Source organism: Acinetobacter sp. 22323, assembly GCF_052044895.1.
Classification (GTDB): Bacteria; Pseudomonadota; Gammaproteobacteria; order Pseudomonadales; family Moraxellaceae; genus Acinetobacter; species Acinetobacter schindleri.
Map to the genome: position 1 here is coordinate 99,845 of NZ_JBQEOL010000001.1, position 19,646 is coordinate 119,490.

Below are 19,646 nucleotides of genomic sequence, written 5' to 3' on the forward strand. Positions count from 1 at the left end.
GGAATTACCTCTCCTACAAGGAGGCTTGCGGAGCATGCTCCTCAGAGAGAGATTTTTTCTAATAAATCTCCTCACCCTGTTCGAAGTAATATTTCTCATCCCAAAGGGAGAAAGGGCTTTTAATATCTATAAATATGAATAAAACAATCATTTTTTGATTTATGAAAGAAATGTATTTTAATAAAAATATTTAAGAAGATTAATGCTTTGTATTAACAATAAAAGCATTATTTTTTTATTGTAGAATTCCTGATATTGATAAAGCTAAACTGAGTCAATTAGGTTACAAATTCATAATATTGATTACAATTCATATAGAATTTCACCTACTTTGTCACATGATTAGTTGATAATTTATTCATACAATTTTAAAAATGTAAAAGAATGCCTATAATTATGAAAAGTTATGTAATTCCAGTTTGCGCTTTATTGGTCGGGGTACTGGGATACTATGTGTATAAGCAAAGTGAAAACAGGCGCCAGCAGGAAATAAGCCGCATCATTACCGATGCCAAGATTTCTTTGCAGGCAATTGAGGGTAAGCACATTCGTCATTAAGAAGATATCTGCTTGAGTGAGCTATTAACTGCATAAAATCAATGAACTTTTCAAATGACTGAACAGTTGAAAATTGAATAGAGAATTAAAGTTAAATTTTAGAAACAATAAAAAATCAATGTGTTATAATTCTGAAAACAAAATATTGGATCAGATTTGAGTTATTGTAACCAATTGATTCAATTCATTTATTAATGAGCTGCATAAGGTTATGCAGCTTTTTTGTTTAGTTTTTTTGTGCTTAGTGCATAGTTACTGTTTTGCTGTGCTTTAAGATTACTTGACCCGTCGAATAGCGATGCTGGCATATTCGTTGCTAACTCATCCGCAAAATCCTTTACCTAATAAGTAGAGGGATTTTATGGAATGCTCAGGCATAAAGTTTACTCAATAGGGGCTAGGTCATGACGACTCCTAATCCATCTTCCGAAAACATGCTGGAACGTCTGTTCAAACTGAGTGAAAACAAAACCAGTTTCCGTACAGAAGTTCTTGCAGGTGTAACGACATTCTTAACCATGTGTTACATCATTATTGTCAATCCAATGATTTTATCCGAAACAGGGATGGATCATGGGGCTGTCTTCGTTGCAACCTGTCTTGCAGCCGCAATTGGCTGTCTAGTGATGGGTCTTGTAGCAAACTATCCAATTGCGCTTGCACCTGGCATGGGCTTGAACGCTTTCTTTACCTATTCTGTATGTCTGGGAATGGGTGTGCCATGGCAAACTGCATTGGGCGCCGTTTTTGTGTCAGGTCTGGTATTTATTGCCATCAGTATGTTCAAAATACGTGAGGCAATCGTCAATGCTATTCCAATGTCCTTAAAACTGGCGATTGGTGGTGGTATTGGTTTGTTCCTTGCGCTTATTGCGCTGAAAAATGCAGGAATTATTGTCGATAACCCAGCAACTTTAGTTGGTCTAGGCGACCTTAAACAGCCATCGGTATTGCTTGCATTGCTTGGTTTCTTAATGGTTGTTGTGATGCATCATTTTAAAGTTCGTGGTGCAATTATCATCAGTATTTTAGTACTGACGGGCATTTCGGCTGCCATGGGCCTGAGCGAATTTAAAGGTGTGGTCGGTGCTGTACCTTCAATTGCGCCAACTTTTATGCAAATGGACTTTGAGGGTTTGTTTACTGCAAGCTTGATCGGTGTCATCTTCGTATTCTTCTTGGTCGATTTATTCGACTCAACAGGTACTCTTGTTGGTGTTTCTCACCGCGCAGGTTTATTAAAAGATGGTAAATTACCTCGCTTGAAAAAAGCACTATTTGCTGACTCATCTGCAATTGTGGCAGGTGCAGCATTAGGTACGTCTTCAACTACACCATATATTGAGTCTTCAGCAGGTGTAGCTGCAGGTGGTCGTACAGGCTTAACCGCAGTGATTGTCGGTTTCTTGTTTATTGCCTGCTTATTCTTGGCACCTCTTGCTCAATCTGTACCAAGCTTTGCAACAGCACCAGCCCTTTTGTTTGTGGGTGTGTTGATGATTCAAGGCATCGTACATATTGATTGGGACGATATCACAGAAGCTGTTCCAGCATTCTTGACTATCGTGTTCATGCCATTCACGTATTCAATTGCTGATGGTATCGCGATGGGTTTTATCAGCTATGCTTTGATTAAATTACTCACAGGTAAGGCTTCAACTGTACCGTATATGGTGTGGATTGTTGCTGTGCTTTGGGCATTGAAATTCGCGCTATTCGGTGGCTGATTTTTGTCAAATTCAGAAAGGGTGTAAACTCAGTTTGCGCCCTTTTTTATTTTTCTCAGGTTTAATCAGGAGTAGTGATGAACCGTCTTGAATTAATACAGGCGATGCCAAAAGCAGAGCTGCACGTGCATATTGAAGGTACTTTTGAACCTGAGTTAATGTTTGCAATTGCACAACGTAATGAGATTGCCATTCCTTACCAGTCGGTTGAGGAAGTTAGGCAGGCCTATAATTTCCATAATCTGCAATCCTTTTTAGATATTTATTATGCTGGTGCCAATGTTCTGATTCATGAACAGGATTTTTACGATCTGGCCTGGGCATATTTTGAAAAATGTGCCGAAGACAATGTTGTACATACCGAAATGTTCTTCGATCCACAAACCCATACCGATCGTGGAATTGCTTTCGAAACGGTACTGAATGGTCTGCAACGTGCGTGTGATGATGCCGCAGAAAAACTCGGTATTACTTCACATCTGATCATGTGTTTTTTGCGTCATCTCAGTGAAGCAGCAGCATTTGAAACTCTAGAACAGGCTTTGCCATATAAAGATCAAATTATTGGGGTGGGGCTGGATTCAAGTGAAGTTGGACATCCGCCCTCTAAATTTGAACATGTCTTTGCTAAAGCGCGTGAAGCAGGTTTCCTGATTGTGGCACATGCGGGTGAAGAAGGTCCGGCAGAATATGTCTGGGAAGCTTTAGATCTGTTGAAAGTGAACCGTATTGATCATGGTGTACGTTCTGAGGAAGATCCGGCATTGATGCAGCGTTTGATTGCAGAAAAAATGCCGCTGACAGTATGCCCACTGTCAAACTTAAAGCTTTGTGTGGTAGATGATATGCAGCAACATAATATTCGTCGCCTGTTACAGCAGGGCGTGCATGTCACTGTGAATTCGGATGATCCATCTTATTTTGGTGGTTATATGAATGACAATTTCATTGCTATTGCTGAAGCTTTGGATCTAAGCAATGATGAGTTAAAACAGTTAGCGATCAATTCTTTTGAAGCCTCATTTATCAGTGAAGCAGACAAGGCCAACTGGATTAGCAAGATCAAAGTATTGGTCTAAGTAAACTATATATAAGAGGTGGAGTTCGCTCCGCCTTTTTTCTGTTGAATGAGTAAATTCATGAAAAAATATATTATCGCGATATCTGTGGCTGTTTTGGCTTTCTGGACACATAGTCATGCCGATATAAGTCTGACTCAAAAAGCTTTAAAGCCAGTGATTGTCTATCAATGTGGGCAAGAACTCAAAGACTCCAAAGTCTGGAAAGTTTCGACCTATCTGATGCAGGACACTAATAAAGCCAAACTGGAACACAATGTCTGTGATTGTGTGGGTGAACATGCTTTAAAAGATGTGCCGGCATCAACTTTGCTTAAAGCAACAGTAAATGAAGAAGCGAAAAACCAGTTGGCACGTCAAGCTGTAGCGAATAGTCTGAAAGGCTGTGTACAGGAATTAGTGAAATAGGTCAGGGTTTTCAATGGGCGTCGTTTAATTGCACAACTGACTCCATGGGCTGAAATAGTGATTTATTCACGCTTTAATTTTCGGCAAAATAGTGCATCTTTAATTCACAACATAGGATTTACAGTGAAAAAATTAGCAGCTGTACTTGCACCCATGGCTTTTGTTTTAACTGCTTGTGTTACCACTGATGGTACAATAGGTACAACAGGTTCAACTGCTGCAACTACAGCGAACGGCTTGGCAATGGCTGCAGTCAAAGTAGGCGTGCAAGCAAAATGCGTCACTGAAATCAACAATAATACCTACTGGAAAACAGCATCTAAGTTGATGACTGAAACTCAGCAGACTGAATTACAAAACGAAGTATGTTCATGTGTAGCTGAGAAAGCGACTACTAGCGTAACAGCAGCTGACCTGGTTATTGCTGCAATGGACAAAACTTCTCAAGCAACCTTGGTAACTAAAGTGGTAAGTAGCACATTGAATGCCTGTGTTGTAGAAACTTTGAAAAACTAAGCAAGATTTGCTTAAATGAGCGGCCACTTTGGCCGCTTTTATATTTGGGCTGAATAATTGAAGGAAATATGATGCGAATTGCAGGTGTAGATGAGGCAGGGCGTGGTCCATTGGTGGGTTCAGTGGTGGCGGCTGCAGTTATTCTTGATCCGAATAATCCGATTGAAGGCCTGAATGACTCGAAAAAACTCACTGAAAAGAAACGTGAGAAGTTATTTATTGAAATTCAGGAAAAAGCATTGGCTTGGGCAATTGCCGAAGCATCTGCAGCAGAAATTGATGAACATAATATTTTGCAGGCTTCATTGCTGGCGATGCGTCGTGCGATAGAAGCACTTGATATTCAACCAGATCATGTACTGGTTGATGGCAACAAGATTCCTCGAGGTTTGGCGATGAGTTGTGATGCTGTCATTGGTGGGGATGCACTGCATGCCGAGATTTCAGCAGCAAGTATTCTGGCTAAGGTAACTCGTGATCATCAGATGGTTGAAATGGATCATAAATTCCCACACTTTGGTTTTGCCAAGCACAAAGGTTATCCAACCAAAGCACATTTTGAAGCAATTGCCTTGCATGGGGTAATTGAAGAGCATCGACGCAGTTTTGGTCCTGTGCGTAAAGCCATTGCAGCTATGCAAGAACAGAGTGAACTGGAGCTATAAGACATTTATAGAATATTTTATAAATACATAGAATGTCTAAGTGAAGTGCGGTAAAAGTGTAGAAAAAAATAAAAGCGGCCTAGAGCCGCTTTATTATTTTTCGCAGAAATTAACGATTAAAGTTATTCTGAGAAGAGGTATCATCTTCAAATGAAGGCTGATAGTCCTGGTCAATATGTTGAAGATGCTCATGCATTGCACGTTCATGCTGAATACGCTGGTAAATTTCTTCACGGTGGACAGAAACTTCCTTTGGCGCATTCACCCCAATACGTACCTGGTTGCCCTTTACGCCAAGCACAGTCACGCTGACTTGGTCTCCAATCATCAAAGTTTCTCCGACACGGCGAGTCAGAATCAGCATGTTTATCTCCTTGCAAAACGCTAAACGTGCATTCAATTTAGAATGTATGTTGAAACACAACTTGAAATCACAAGAGAAAATCGAACAGATCACCACGCACCATCTTGGTTGGGATTATCATCTATTTAAATTTTCTATAAATCCTCGCCCTTAATATAACAGAGCCACTATAAAAAAAACTATAGTGGCTCTGATTTTTTATGAAGTTTTGCAAAATAATGTCAGACAACGACAATAAATTACAAATCAATCATTAAGCACGTGCGCTTGATTCGCCAGACTCACGATCTAGACCAAATGCAGTGTGAAGTGAACGTACCGCAAGTTCTAGGTAGTTTTCTTCAATGATCACTGAAATTTTAATTTCAGAAGTCGAGATCATCAGAATGTTAATGCCTTCGTCTGCAAGAGCAGTAAACATTTTGCTTGCTACGCCTGCATGTGAACGCATACCTACACCCACGATTGACACTTTTACGATGTCATCACGAGTCGCTACTTCACGTGCACCAATCGCTTGCGCTGTTTCTTCAAGGATTTTTTTCGCTTTTGCAAGCTCGCCACGGTTGACTGTGAACGTGAAGTCGGTGGTGCCATCTTCTTCAACGTTTTGGATGATCATATCGACTTCGATATTGGCATCACCAATTGGTTTTAAAATTTTAGAGGCAATACCTGGTTCGTCTGGAACACCCAGAATAGTCAGTTTAGCTTCGTCACGGTTAAACGCGATACCAGAGATAATTGGCTGTTCCATGTTGTCTTCCAATTCAGTAGTGATAAGGGTTCCGACGTTGTTTTTGAAGTCTTCATCAAACGCGCCATCGTTGTCGTTGTCGAAGCTTGAAAGTACACGTAATGGCACTTGGTATTTACCTGCAAACTCAACTGAACGAATCTGAAGGACTTTAGAACCAAGGGATGCCATTTCCAGCATTTCTTCAAACGAAATACGGTCAACTTTTTTCGCTTTTGGTGCAACACGCGGATCAGTTGTATAAACACCATCTACATCTGTGTAAATTTGGCATTCATCAGCTTTTAATGCAGCGGCAAGTGCAACACCAGAAGTATCTGAACCACCACGACCTAGAGTCGTTGTGTTGCCATTGGCATCAAAGCCTTGGAAACCTGCCACGACAATGACACGGCCAGCATCTAGGTTTTCAGTCAAAACATCGGTATCAATCGCTTCAATACGAGCCTTGGTGAAAGCGCTGTCGGTTTTAATCCCAACCTGGCGACCAGTCAAAGATTTAGCTTCAACACCGATCGAGTTCAATGCCATTGCTAACATCGAAATCGTTACCTGTTCACCGGTAGAAACCATTTGGTCAAGTTCGCGCGGGTCAGGGGTTTCGGTAATGGCTTTCGCTAAAGCAAGTAAGCGGTTGGTTTCACCACTCATAGCTGATACAACAACAACCACCTTGTGGCCGTGGTCATGCCAGCGCTTCACACGACGAGCAACATTTAAAATGCGCTCGGGAGTACCCATTGAGGTACCGCCATATTTTTGAACGATTAATGCCATAGTTGTTCCATTCAAACCATGACCCTGATGTTCCAATCAGGGTCAGTTACACAAAATGAAGTTTTTATTTTGCTTCAAGCCAAGCTGCTAGATCAGCCATCACTGTTGCAAACTTCTCGTTAAGTGGCGCGCCACCTTGTGCCAAGTCAGGTTTACCACCACCTTTACCACCAAGCTCAGTTGCCAAGTGTTTGATGATGTCACCCGCTTTAATAGAAGCAGTAAAATCTTTCGCCACAGATGCGATCAAGCTCACCTTGTCACCCTCTACACCTGCAAGAACAATCACTGCATTTTCTAATTTAGATTTCACACCATCGTGCAAGTTACGAAGTGCTTTTGCATCCATGCCTTGAACGGTTGTGATGAGTGTTTGACGACCTGCAATCGTTTGAACTTGGCTTAACAGTTCACCCGCTTGTAGGCTTGCCAATTTTTGATTCAGTTGTTCGATTTGTTTTTGCAAGCTTGATGCTGTGTCAACAATCGCTTCAACTTTCTCTAAAGTTTGGTCTTTTTGTGCTTTCAATAAGCCATTAATCGTGTTGATATCACGATCCACTTTTTGAGTAACTTCAATTGCTTTAGTGCCTGTCACCGCTTCAATACGACGCACACCTGCTGCAACACCACCTTCAGAGGTGATCTTGAACAGGCCGATGTCACCTGTACGTTTTACGTGAATACCACCACACAGTTCGATTGAGAAGTTTTTCTCTTCAATCACTGAACCCATAGACAGTACGCGAACTTCGTCACCGTATTTTTCACCAAACAACATCATCGCACCTTTTGCTTTCGCAGATTCGATATCAAGCAGTTCAGTGGTTACAGGGGTGTTGGCAATCACTTCAGCATTTACAAGACGTTCAATTTCTTGTAGCTGTTCAAATGTCACAGGTTGGTCGTTGGCAAAGTCGAAACGTAATACGTCAGATGCAACCAAAGAACCTTTTTGTTGTACGTGTTCACCAAGAATTTGACGCAGTGCAGCATGCAGAAGATGCGTTGCAGAGTGGTTACGTGCAGTCGCTGCACGGATGTCTGCTTTTACAGTTGCTTCTACGTTTTGAGTAACTTTGAGGTTACCCATGGTTACGATACCTTGGTGAACGAATGCACCACCAGATTTCTTGGTGTCTTGAACTTCGAAAATACCGGTATCGTTTTTGAAGATCCCTGTATCACCGATTTGACCACCGCTTTCTGCATAGAAAGGCGTTTGATTCAGTACGATCAGTGCTTCGTCGCCTTCAACCACTTCATCGACTTGCTCGCCATCTTTATAGATTGCGATGATTTGACCTTCGCCTGCAGTTGCATCGTAACCTTCAAACTGAGTTTCGCCTTCAACTTTAACCACGCTGTTATAGTCGATGGCAAATTTGCCTGCATCACGCGCACGTTGACGTTGTGCCGCCATTTCAGTTTCAAAACCAGCTTCATCGATCGTCAAATCACGTTCACGCGCGATGTCAGCTGTAAGGTCTGTTGGGAAGCCGTAAGTGTCGTAAAGTTTGAACACCACTTCACCTGGAATCACAGAACCTTTTAAGTTTGCAAGTTCGCCTTCAAGCAATTTCAAACCTTGCTCAAGTGTTTTTGCAAATTGCTCTTCTTCTTTCAGAAGTTGCGCTTCGATACGTGCTTGGTTCGCTGCAAGTTCAGGATACGCAGCACCCATCACTTCAATCAAAGGCTTCAACATTTTGTGGAAGAATGAACCTGTCGCACCCAATTTGTTACCGTGACGCACTGCACGGCGGATGATACGACGTAGCACATAACCACGACCTTCGTTCGATGGGTTTACGCCATCAGCGATGAGGAATGAACATGAACGTGCATGGTCAGCCACCACTTTAAGTGACGCAGGGTATTCAACCGGTTTGCCTTCAGCTTGTGCTTTTGCTTCAAGTTCAGCCGTATCTAAACCAATGATTTCAGCAGCTGCTTTTAACAAGTGCTGGAATAGGTCGATTTCGTAGTTTGAGTTCACATGTTGTAGAACTGCAGAAATACGCTCTAAGCCCATGCCTGTATCCACAGAAGGCGCTGGAAGAGGGTGGAGTACGCCATCTGCAGTACGGTTGAACTGCATGAATACGTTGTTCCAGATCTCAATGAAACGGTCGCCATCTTCTTCAGGTGTGCCCGGTAAACCGCCCCAGATGTGATCGCCATGGTCATAGAAAATTTCAGAACATGGACCACATGGACCTGTATCGCCCATTGCCCAGAAGTTATCTGATGCGTATTGACCGCCTTTGTTATCGCCAATACGGATAATGCGAGATGCATCTAGGCCAATTTCTTTGTTCCAGATCTCAAATGCTTCGTCGTCTGTATGGTAAACAGTGGCATAAAGTTTATCTTTTGGCAGACCTAGCCATTGCTCAGATGTTAAGAAATCCCAAGCAAATTTGATTGCATCACGTTTAAAGTAGTCACCAAACGAGAAGTTACCCAACATTTCAAAGAATGTGTGGTGACGCGCTGTGTAGCCAACGTTATCTAAGTCGTTGTGTTTACCGCCTGCGCGTACGCATTTTTGTGAAGATGTCGCACGGACATAATCGCGCTTTTCCAGACCTAAGAAGCAGTCTTTAAACTGGTTCATACCGGCGTTGGTAAACAATAATGTTGGGTCGTTGGCAGGAACCAGAGAACTCGACGCGACACGTGTATGCCCTTGCGATTCAAAGTAGCTTAAAAAAGCTTCGCGAATTTCAGCTGATGTCATAAAACGAGTACTCACAACCAAGTCACTCCATAATTTCTGATTGGGCAAAAGCAGTGCAGTCTGACAAGAAGGTTGGTTCTTTGCTGCAATGCGGGGCTTAAATTTTTAAAAACGCCAAATTATAACGGAAAATGCCTGTTCGACCAATGATTTTCATATTTATAGATCATAAAACTCTAAGGAATGAATATTGGTAAATTCTGCAAAATGACCTGTAAAATCAAAAGCTATTGTCAGAACAGCAATTTATTTAAAATCTGTCAGGATTAAAGAGAATATTCACGATTATAAAACATAAATTATTCGGTGAAATATTGGACATACTGTGTAAATTTTAAAGGATTTGGCTGAATAGTTATCAGTCAGCTGCATAATTCTATTAATATAGGGCACTCAAAGTTTTATGCTGCTTAAGGGAATGTCGATGCAACGTATCGCAATTAATGGTTTTGGGCGAATCGGACGCAATGTGTTACGTGCATGGTTTGAAAATCCGAAAGATTTTAATTTTGACATCTTTGCCATTAATGACATTGCCGATGTGGAAACTTTACTGCATCTGTTCAAATACGACACCACTCATGGCCGCTTTCCAGGGCAGGTCGACCTCAGCTATGAACAGGAACGTGTTTATCTGCATGTGTCTTATCAGGATGCCAGTTTAAAAGTCGAAGTCCTGCGTCAAGCCAGCCCAGCTCAGATGCCATGGCAGGAGCTGAATGTTGATGTGGTACTGGAATGTACCGGTCTGTTCCGTTCCCGTGAAGCAGCGACCCAGCATATTACTGCCGGTGCCAAACGTGTGATCATTGGTGCAGCGCCGTTTGACAGTGTAGATGCTGCGATTGTTTATGGCGTGAACCATCGTGATGTGAAAAACAGTGACCAGATCATTTCCAGCGTATCTTGTACCACGCAGGCATTAGTGCCGCTGGTTAAAATCATAGATGATGCTTTCGGTATTGATACCGCGCTAATGACTGAAATTCATGCGGTCACTGCGGATCAATCAGTCCTAGACCATGCACATCGCGACTTACGTCGTGCTCGAGCTTCAGGGCAAAATATTATTCCGACGACTTCTTCGGCTTTAGGTGCCTTAAAACGCGTAATGCCGAAAATGGAAAACCGGATTGATGGTTACTCGATTCGTGTACCGACCATTAATGTGGCAGCCATTGATTTAACTTTTGTGACTCAAGCCAATATTACCGATCATCAGCTGAATGACGTCCTAATCAAAGCAGCAGCTCACGACTATACTGAAATCATGTCGATCACGGATGAACCTTTAGTCTCTTCCGATTTTAATCATTCACCGTATTCATTGATTGTGGATATGACCCAGACCCTAGTCGTAGGCAAGCAGGCCAAAGTATTTGCCTGGTATGACAATGAATGGGGTTATGCCAACCGGTTACTAGATTTATGTCATTCCTTTAATGCATAAAGCGCTCTAATCTATGGCTTAAGTAAATTTTATTCTTAAGTATATTGATGTATAAAGAAAATTAATCTACTTTACCAGTCGATATCTGGTGCTGGCATTCCGATAAAATCGTTACAATATCGCCTGTTTTTTTGATTATGATAAAACTCAGGCGACCAACTAGAAGAGCAAAAGCAATGTTATTAATGTGGGGCTTTATTACACTCCTGACACTGGCGGTGATTTTCCTGATCTGGCTGCAGTTCAATCAGGTTGAAACTGGTCCTGAATTGGAGGGTGTTGCGGTCGAGCAAAAGGTCGCAAATCTGGAAGATAATCTAAAAAAGACCTTAGAGATTATGCAGGATCTGGCGAAGAAAATGCATGTACAGCAAGAAGTACTGGACCAGACCACGAACAAACTAAAACAGGTCGAATTACAGAATGCCGAGCTGGTGCATCTGCTGGCAAAAGTAGTTGAACCAAAACAATAATCTTCGAAAATGGTTTTCTGATTAAGCAGTCTAAAAGAGCAGGCTGCACAAAACTCCTGCCGAAATTACACTCATTATAATGGTAGGCAGCATGCTGAAACCTGATGTATTACATATAGATGTAGGCTAAATTTAATCTAATAACGAACTGTATTTTTATAAGAAGTGCAGGGTACTGTCCTATTAACTTCAAATTTGCCTGAATAGTGCTGTTTTCTTAGGTATTCAAATCCGTGCAGTTTGTATTTATGCGGGATTTTTTTAAACATTTAAAAATTAATTTTTCTGAAGTATTTGCTGGTTATTTTGGAAAGTATAGAGTTCAAGATAAAACCTTAAAGTTTTTTTTAAGGAATAAATTTTTTAAAATCATGTTGATAGTTTAGCTTTTGATATCTTTTTAATCGACTTGGCCCAAGTCTTCACCGCTGGATTTTCATTATCAATGTTAGTCATTTGATCAGTCAGAGAAAATTATAAAAATTGCGATGCACAGCCTAAATGATCGTGCTAGACTAGGAGAAATCGGGTGTGCTCCCGATTTTTTTATGCGGATTTGTTCCGCGCTGACAAGAATTTAGGTTTACAACATGCCCATTTCAGAGACATGGTTATTACCTGATGGTGTAGCTGATGTATTACCAGAACAAGCGCAAGTCATTGAGCATTTGCGTCGTAAATCACTGGATTTCCTCGCATCTCGAGGTTATCAGTTGGTGTACACGCCATTCATTGAATACATTGAATCTTTATCTTCTCTCTCAGAATCGAATCAGGATTTAGACTTAGCCACTTTTAAAGTGATCGACCAGCTTTCTGGTCGTTTGCTTGGTGTGCGTGCCGATATGACACCACAAGTGGCTCGTATCGATGCGCATGTACATCCAGTGGAAGGTGTAGCTCGTTACTGCTACGCAGGTACGGTTTTACATACCAAACCCCAGGGTTTTAACACCACGCGTGCACCGCTGCAGTTGGGTGCAGAATTATTCGGTTCAGACAGTATTGATGCCGATGTAGAAATGATTGACCTGATGGTGAGTCTGATTCAGGAATCTGGTCTGGCAGATGGTATTCACCTTGACTTGGGTCATGTCGGTCTGTTCCGTAGTCTTGTAGCTCAAGCGGGCTTAAGTAAGGCAGCTGAACGTCAATTGTCTGACCTATATCAGCGTAAAGCATTGCCAGAACTGCAAGAGTTTACTGCAACCCTGAACCAAGGCCATGATTTCTACGTATTGGGTCGCTATGCAAGTGATTTGAATGCATTACAAACACAATTGAGTACTGAAGTACTGGCAAATCCAGACTTTAAACAGGCACTGGATGCATTGATCAACACTCAACAGGAAATCCAGGCACGCTGGCCGAATCTGGAAATTGGTGTCGATGTGGTTGAATTGCGTTCTTACCATTACCACACTGGCCTGATGTATGCCGTGTATGCACCAAACCGTGCTGCACCACTGGCACAAGGTGGCCGTTATGACGGTATTGGTCAACACTTTGGTCGTGCCCGTCCTGCAACCGGTTTCTCTTGTGACTTGTATAGCTTAAGTGCAGGCAAATTTGAAACTGCACAGATTATTGTTGCACCTAAAGGCAATGATGCTGCTTTGCTTGATGCGATTCAGGCAACACGTGCACAAGGCTTAAGTGTAATTCAGTTATTAGGTAATGATGGTTTAAACTCGGTGCCGTATGCAACTCACCAGCTGGTGAATGTTGACGGTGAGTGGACAGTCAAAACAATTTAATGGTCAGGCTCAGTATTCATGTCGCTGGGCCAGGCTTTTCAACTTTAACAGCATGATGTAATGAGGCTATTATGGGCAAGAATGTTGTGGTACTTGGTACCCAATGGGGCGACGAAGGTAAAGGTAAAATCGTCGACCTGCTCACAGATCAAGCGGCAGCAGTTGTACGTTATCAAGGCGGTCACAACGCAGGCCATACTCTTGTAGTTGGTGGTAAAAAGACAGTTCTTCACCTCATTCCATCAGGTATTTTACGTGAAAACGTACTGTGCTTAATTGGTAACGGTGTGGTTCTTTCACCTGAAGCGCTCATCAAAGAGATGGATATTCTTGAAAAAGAAGGCGTGCCAGTTAAAGAACGTTTACGTATTTCGCCAAACTGTCCTTTGATTCTTCCAAACCATATTGCGCTTGATCAAGCACGTGAAATCAAACGTGGTAATGCAAAAATTGGTACGACTGGTCGTGGTATTGGCCCAGCTTACGAAGATAAAGTGGCTCGTCGTGCAATTCGTGTTGCTGATCTGGTACGTGGTGGTGAACATCTTAAAGCGCAGTTAACTGAGCTTCTTGAATACCATAACTTCCAGTTAACTCAATTCTACGGCGTAGAAGCAGTTAAGCTTGAAGAAGTACTTGCACTTTGCGACCAATGGCGTGAAGTGGTTGCGCCGCTTGTTATCGACGTAACAGGTGAGTTGCATAAATACCGTAAAAACGGTGACAACATCATGTTTGAAGGTGCGCAAGGTTCACTTCTTGACGTTGACCACGGTACATATCCGTACGTGACTTCTTCAAATACGACTGCGGGCGGCGTAAGCTCAGGTTCAGGTCTTGGTCCATTACACCTCGATTATGTATTGGGTATTACCAAAGCATACACAACACGTGTAGGTGCTGGTCCATTCCCAACTGAACTTGTGTACGATGCTGCAAATGATGTTGGCGATGCAATCGGCAAACACTTAGGTACTGTAGGTTCAGAATTTGGTGCGTCTACTGGTCGTCAACGTCGTTGTGGCTGGTTCGATGCTGAAATCCTGCGCCGTTCAGTAGAAGTAAACTCACTTTCTGGTATTTGCCTGACTAAACTTGACGTTCTTGACGGTTTAGAAGAAGTAAAAATCTGTGTAGGTTACGAAGCTGCTGATTCTGGCTGTGTAGGTTCTTCTGATGCACTTGCATTCGAAACTTTAAAACCGATCTACGAAACGATGCCAGGCTGGTCTGAGTCTACTTTCGGTGCCAAATCATTAGATCAATTGCCACAAGCTGCAATTAATTATGTGAAACGTCTTGAGCAATTGATTGAATGTCCAATCGACATCATTTCAACTGGTCCAGACCGTGAAGAAACAATTGTTCTTCGTCATCCGTTTGATGCTTAATCCTTTAAGCTGAAATGAGAAAAACCCTGTGAATTTCACAGGGTTTTTTTATAACGTATCGAGTAAGGAATACGGGCGCACGACTAAAGTTGCATCACAGAGTGATGTGTAATGCTGCTGTGCTTGTTAGAATAAATATTAAAGAAATTATAAGAGCTTGCAGGATGCAAAAAAATATCTCGGCAACCATGTTCTATTCGTTGCTGTTTGCCATGGGCGGGGCGCCCACCATTGCCATGCTGATTATTCGTGCTCAAACCAGTAATCCTGAAATTATCTATAATGCGCTGGTGGGCTTAAGTGTCATTATTGCCTGCATATTGGTGCCAATGATCCTGATCCAGAACGCTATCCTGTTTGCCAAGCGCAAAAGTGAAAGTCTGGAGTTGAAGATCCAACCTTTGAGCCAGTTTTATCTGGTTTTAAATGTACTTTGTCTAATTTATTGGCTTGGCATACAATTCATCACCTGAAATATTACATAAATGCTAAAAAGATGAAGTAATTACACGTTTCAGCTATAGCGATGTTTCAATTATAATTTTTAACAAGTATTGTGCCTTGAAACTGGGGTGGAGAATCTATAATGAAAAATAATTTTTTGTTCAGCATGTGTGCGGCCACAGTCGTCACTTTATCAGGTTGTACCACTGTCGCTGATATAGCGGGCGCGGATACATCAACCTTAAACGCTGTAGCGACACAAGGCTTTAACAAGACCGTTCAGGAAGCACGTGCTGCCAATACACTGGATACGTCTTCTGCTACCTATAAGCGTATCAACACCGTATTTAACAAATTGCGTCCTTATGCAGACCAACTAAACCAGACAGGCACCCGATTTGACTGGCAGCTGGCTGTACTGAAGAGCGATCAGGTCAATGCTTATGTTGCACCAGGCGGTAAGGTAGTGTTCTATACAGGTATCGTCAATAAATTGAACTTAACTGATGCTGAAATTGCAGCAATTATGGGTCATGAAATGGTGCATGCGCTAGAAGAGCATTCTAAACAGAAGATTGGTGCTCAGGCACTGACTGACTTGGCTTTGGGCATTGGCCTGAGTGCGGCAGGTGTGGGTCAGGGTGGTGCAGCAGCTGCACAACTAGGCAGCCAGATTGGTATTGGTCTGCCATACTCACGTAATCTGGAAAGCCGTGCTGACCAAGGTGGCTTAATGTTGATGGCTCGTGCAGGTTATAACCCGAATGCTGCAATTACCCTGTGGGAAAAAATGAGTAAGCAAACCAGTAGTGGTGTCGCGTTCTTATCGACTCACCCATCAAGCAGCCAGCGTATTGCCGCAATGCGTCAAAATCTGCCAGCCGCAATGCAGATTTATAACCAACGTAAATAATTATTGCTTGAATCATAAAAAAAGCAGGGTAGAGGCTCTGCTTTTTTTATGCCTGAATAAAATATATAGGCAACAAAAAAAGGCAAAGTTTTCACTTTGCCTTTTGCACTTCAGATCAATCGATCTTAGTGGTGGTGACCGCCTGCACCGTGTACGTGACCATGGTCAAGTTCTTCTTGAGAAGCTTCACGGATTTCCACGATTTCAACGTCGAAAGTCAGGTCTTGGCCAGCAAGTGGGAAGTTCGCATCAACAACAATGTTTTCGCCTTCAACTGCTTTAACAGTTACGATTTGAACGCCGTCATCAGTTTGCGCCTGGAATTGCATACCAGGTTGGATGTTGTCCACACCCTGGAACATTTTCGCAGGAACTTCTTGTACTAGCTCTGGGTTGTATTCGCCATAGCCTTCAGCTGCTGGAACAGTTACAGTGAATTTGTCGCCTACAGTTTTACCAAGTAGTGCATTTTCAAGGCCAGGAATGATGTTGCCTGCACCATGCAAATATGCAAGTGGTTCACCTTGAGATTTATCGAGAGTTTCACCCTCTGCGTTAGTCAATGTGTAGTGGAAAGAAACCACGAGGTCATTTGCAACTGCAGTCATGATATTGATCCAATCAAATTTTTTAAGAGATACATCATAAAGTGAAATTGAGTTTTTGTAGACTAAAATTAGCAAAAAAAATGCAATTTCCCTATATAAATGCTGATTTTTTCATTGATGGGGGCGCATCTGTAAATTTCAATGCAATTTTATCTTCGGCGAGATTTTTCTTGTAACGAAGTCTTTTACCGTCATTACCCCAGCCTGAGTATAGCCCAAGATCGTGGCCTGATGCAGCCGGTATAATGAAACATACATCGACTTGGCGACAAAGCCCTGTACATTGACCTGACCGAGTAATTCACCTACGGCTTTATTTTCACTTAAGGACACCAGAGAACCTTTATCCGAGAAGACAAACATCGGTAACTGTGTCTGACCATTCGCACGTAATCGTAAAGAATTGACAAGGAAACTGGCCTGCTGGCTGGCAACCTGTGCACGTGGTCCCAAGACGGGTTCATCAGCTCTAGGCTTGCAATGTGCACAATCTCCAAAGGCAAAAATATTCGGATCTGCGGTCGTCTGCAATGTCGCATAAACTTTAAGGCGATGAATATTGTCTCTTTCCAGTCCCTCAAGTTGCGTGAGTACCTCAGGCGCCTTGATTCCGGCTGCCCAGACTTTTACTTCTGCTTCCAAACTTGAACCATCTGCAAAATAAATATGCTCTTCATCGACTTTAGCCACACGATGTTGAGTTAGTACTTCAATACCTAGCTGTTTCAGCTGCTTCATCGTGTGCTCAGCAACTTTGGGAGACAGGGCAGGAAGAATACGATCTGCAGCTTCAATCAGGGTAATTTTGACCTTATTCGGATCGATCTTGTTTAGACCATATTTATGAAAATTATTCTTGGCAGAAACCAGTTCTGCTGCCAGTTCAACGCCTGTAGCACCTGCACCAATAATGGCAATTTTCAGTTCACGGCTATCTGCTTCATTCTGGGCATTTAAGTAAAGATGCAGCAGGTCTTGCTGGAAAATATCCGCCTGTTCGCGACTGTCGAGGAAATGACAGAACTGTTTGACACCTTTGGTATTAAAGTCATTTGAAGTGGAGCCTAAAGCAAGCACCAAGGTGTCATAGTCAATATTTCTATTCTTGGTAGGTTGGACTTTTTTAGAAAAGTATTCGGTTTCAACCAAAATCTGTTTGGTTTCACGGTCAATATTTTTAAACGTGCCCAGAACAAATTCATAATGATTTGCTGCGGCATGGGCAAAATAATTGGTTTCTTCTTCATGCGGATTGAGTGTTCCCGCTGCAATTTCGTGAAGAAGAGGTTTCCAGATATGGGTCAGCTTCTGGTCGATCAGGGTAATCTGGGCCTTACCATTTCTGCCTAAGCTTTGTCCTAACTGGGTAGCCAGTTCCAGACCACCTGCACCACCACCTACAATCACAATTTTATGGGCTGTCATACCTTATTAACCTATTTATTTTTTTAATGAAATAGAAAGAAAACATACTATGACAGGCTTAAAATAAGGTCTTGATAAGAATTGTTATACAGCTTACAAATTGTAGCAATTCAAGGATATAAATTAATAATGTCTTTTATGGAGGTTGTTATTGGTAAAATTAAAAATAAATGTAGGCAATAAAAAAGGACGGCTAATTAATATAATTACCATCCTTTGTCTGTCTCAGATTTTATTTGCCAATCGGATACAATATAACGTCTGCGTTCGTATTTGAGAATAGGCCAAATAACCATTGCAGGAACTTTTCAAAGAAATTCGCTTCTTCAATATCGACCTGATCTTCAATCAGGATGGTACGAATCAACTGATTATTCTGATAGACGTTTACCGTTGCCAATTGCATGACTTTTGCCAGTGGCGCGGTCAGTTGGGTCTCATTCACTTCAATGTTTAAGTGGGTCTGAGTTTCGCGTAATGGCTCAATGCTTTGTAGAGTACCATTCCCTGTATCTAACATCACGCGTTGAGTACTTTGATCAAACTGGTTCAGGTCAATGCTATAGCTCTGATCATAGAGTGAAGTAGTAATTAATTCAGGTTTTTTGGTCGCTACCTTAAACATTTTCAGGGTAGATTGAACCACAGGCAGTTCAGCCAGCACTTGCTTGTCCTTAAGTGCTACCTCATTGCGGGTATAGGTATAGGCCAGATTCATTAGCTTATGAGCGACTTCCGCACGTTTTACCGCACTTTTGCTCCCCATCACCACGACGATTAAACGACGGTTAGATAGACTCATGTCCATGCTTGGACGGATCGCGGTGGCAGCTAGGTTATAACCCGCGGCACGGGTAAAACCAGTTTTCAAGCCGTCTACTGTTGGGTCTATTTTTAGCAATAGATTGGTGGCACGGTGGAAACGCTGGTTATAACTGAAGCTCTGTTGCTTGGAATAGAACAGATAGTTTGGCGTTTCATTGACCAAAGCCTGAGACAGTTTGGCCAGGTCGGCTGCCGTGGAATAGTGCTCAGGCATGGTGATACCAGCCGGATTCTGGAAGTTGGTATGCTGCATGCCCAGTGCTTTGGCTTCCTGATTCATACGCTCCACAAATTTGGGTACGCTTCCAGAAATTTTTTCCGCCAACGTCACTGCGGCATCATTGGCAGACATTACAATTAAGCCTGCTAATAACTGATCTACTGAAATCTGATCACCTTCTTTTAGGTACATCTGGGATTCATCCCACATCACCATATTCACTACAGACGTTGCAGTTATTACTTCATTTTTATCTAATTTTCCGGCCTGAATTTCCTTGAGCGTGATATAAGCTACCATCATTTTGGTCAGGGAAGCCGGAGCACGTTGCAGGTCTTCATTATGTGAAGCAATAGTCTGACCGGTCTGGCTGTCCAGAATGGTCCAGGCTTCTGCCTCAACACTTTCAGGATTAATATTCAGTAGGGCAGCATGCGAGATTGCGGACATAAAAAAGCACAATGTCGCAATCAGTGAGGCGATAAATTTCAAGGGGGTTCCTTATTCGACCAGTCCGTTGGCGAGCAAAAAAATTTTAGGCATGCT

At 42.3% G+C, this 19,646-nt stretch carries 18 protein-coding genes; 12 read left to right on the forward strand and 6 right to left on the reverse strand.

What is annotated here, in order from left to right; genetic code table 11:
• Positions 1–396 precede the first annotated feature (396 nt).
• The 6 genes from ACTJIX_RS00445 to rnhB all read left to right on the forward strand — a co-directional run bounded on the left by ACTJIX_RS00445 (position 397) and on the right by rnhB (position 4,953).
• Positions 397–558 (forward strand): hypothetical protein, encoded by a 162-nt coding sequence (locus ACTJIX_RS00445; RefSeq protein ID WP_155756525.1) that lies wholly within the window; start codon positions 397–399, stop codon positions 556–558.
• Between the two features lie 404 nt (positions 559–962).
• Positions 963–2,285, forward strand: a complete 1,323-nt coding sequence (locus ACTJIX_RS00450) for an NCS2 family permease (RefSeq protein ID WP_004892544.1) — start codon at positions 963–965, stop codon at positions 2,283–2,285.
• A gap of 77 nt (positions 2,286–2,362) precedes the next feature.
• Complete coding sequence (locus ACTJIX_RS00455) at positions 2,363–3,364, forward strand: adenosine deaminase (RefSeq protein ID WP_005222664.1); 1,002 nt, start codon at positions 2,363–2,365, stop codon at positions 3,362–3,364.
• Positions 3,365–3,424: 60 nt separating this feature from the next.
• Positions 3,425–3,772 carry a hypothetical protein gene (locus ACTJIX_RS00460; protein ID WP_008306691.1) on the forward strand — a complete coding sequence of 116 codons (348 nt, stop codon included), beginning with the start codon at positions 3,425–3,427 and terminating at the stop codon, positions 3,770–3,772.
• Between the two features lie 153 nt (positions 3,773–3,925).
• Positions 3,926–4,288: a hypothetical protein gene (locus ACTJIX_RS00465; RefSeq protein ID WP_390882837.1), complete on the forward strand. Its 363-nt coding sequence runs from the start codon at positions 3,926–3,928 to the stop codon at positions 4,286–4,288.
• Positions 4,289–4,359: 71 nt separating this feature from the next.
• Positions 4,360–4,953 (forward strand): ribonuclease HII, encoded by a 594-nt coding sequence (gene rnhB / locus ACTJIX_RS00470; RefSeq protein WP_004892558.1) that lies wholly within the window; start codon positions 4,360–4,362, stop codon positions 4,951–4,953.
• Positions 4,954–5,062: 109 nt separating this feature from the next.
• Here the strand turns inward: rnhB and csrA are convergent, their stop codons facing one another.
• From csrA to alaS, 3 genes are all read right to left on the reverse strand, one after another.
• The gene (gene csrA / locus ACTJIX_RS00475; protein ID WP_004892562.1) at positions 5,063–5,317 is read right to left on the reverse strand and encodes a carbon storage regulator CsrA; all 255 of its coding nucleotides are present in this window, start codon (positions 5,315–5,317) and stop codon (positions 5,063–5,065) included.
• Positions 5,318–5,570: 253 nt separating this feature from the next.
• Positions 5,571–6,851 (reverse strand): aspartate kinase, encoded by a 1,281-nt coding sequence (locus ACTJIX_RS00480; protein ID WP_004892566.1) that lies wholly within the window; start codon positions 6,849–6,851, stop codon positions 5,571–5,573.
• 64 nt (positions 6,852–6,915) lie between these two features.
• A complete protein-coding gene (gene alaS / locus ACTJIX_RS00485; RefSeq protein ID WP_171056675.1) occupies positions 6,916–9,609 on the reverse strand; it encodes an alanine--tRNA ligase in 2,694 nt (897 codons plus the stop codon).
• Positions 9,610–10,018: 409 nt separating this feature from the next.
• Between alaS and ACTJIX_RS00490 the strand changes: the two genes are divergently transcribed.
• From ACTJIX_RS00490 to ACTJIX_RS00515, 6 genes are all read left to right on the forward strand, one after another.
• Positions 10,019–11,044, forward strand: a complete 1,026-nt coding sequence (locus ACTJIX_RS00490) for a type I glyceraldehyde-3-phosphate dehydrogenase (RefSeq protein WP_005222660.1) — start codon at positions 10,019–10,021, stop codon at positions 11,042–11,044.
• Positions 11,045–11,220: 176 nt separating this feature from the next.
• On the forward strand, positions 11,221–11,517 hold the full coding sequence (locus ACTJIX_RS00495; protein ID WP_005222659.1) for a hypothetical protein: 297 nt from the start codon (positions 11,221–11,223) through the stop codon (positions 11,515–11,517).
• A 590-nt stretch (positions 11,518–12,107) separates the two neighbouring features.
• Positions 12,108–13,274 (forward strand): ATP phosphoribosyltransferase regulatory subunit, encoded by a 1,167-nt coding sequence (locus ACTJIX_RS00500; protein WP_004892575.1) that lies wholly within the window; start codon positions 12,108–12,110, stop codon positions 13,272–13,274.
• Positions 13,275–13,345: 71 nt separating this feature from the next.
• Positions 13,346–14,665: an adenylosuccinate synthase gene (locus ACTJIX_RS00505; protein ID WP_004892578.1), complete on the forward strand. Its 1,320-nt coding sequence runs from the start codon at positions 13,346–13,348 to the stop codon at positions 14,663–14,665.
• Positions 14,666–14,829: 164 nt separating this feature from the next.
• A complete protein-coding gene (locus ACTJIX_RS00510; RefSeq protein ID WP_004815415.1) occupies positions 14,830–15,138 on the forward strand; it encodes a hypothetical protein in 309 nt (102 codons plus the stop codon).
• Between the two features lie 113 nt (positions 15,139–15,251).
• On the forward strand, positions 15,252–16,022 hold the full coding sequence (locus ACTJIX_RS00515; protein ID WP_008306696.1) for a M48 family metallopeptidase: 771 nt from the start codon (positions 15,252–15,254) through the stop codon (positions 16,020–16,022).
• Positions 16,023–16,147: 125 nt separating this feature from the next.
• Here the strand turns inward: ACTJIX_RS00515 and slyD are convergent, their stop codons facing one another.
• From slyD to ACTJIX_RS00530, 3 genes are all read right to left on the reverse strand, one after another.
• Entirely contained in the window at positions 16,148–16,630 is a 483-nt protein-coding gene (gene slyD / locus ACTJIX_RS00520; protein WP_004815419.1) for a peptidylprolyl isomerase, read from the reverse strand.
• Between the two features lie 138 nt (positions 16,631–16,768).
• Entirely contained in the window at positions 16,769–18,055 is a 1,287-nt protein-coding gene (locus ACTJIX_RS00525; RefSeq protein ID WP_004815420.1) for an NAD(P)/FAD-dependent oxidoreductase, read from the reverse strand.
• Between the two features lie 232 nt (positions 18,056–18,287).
• Complete coding sequence (locus ACTJIX_RS00530; RefSeq protein WP_004815422.1) at positions 18,288–19,592, reverse strand: D-alanyl-D-alanine carboxypeptidase PBP6B; 1,305 nt, start codon at positions 19,590–19,592, stop codon at positions 18,288–18,290.
• Positions 19,593–19,646 lie beyond the last annotated feature (54 nt).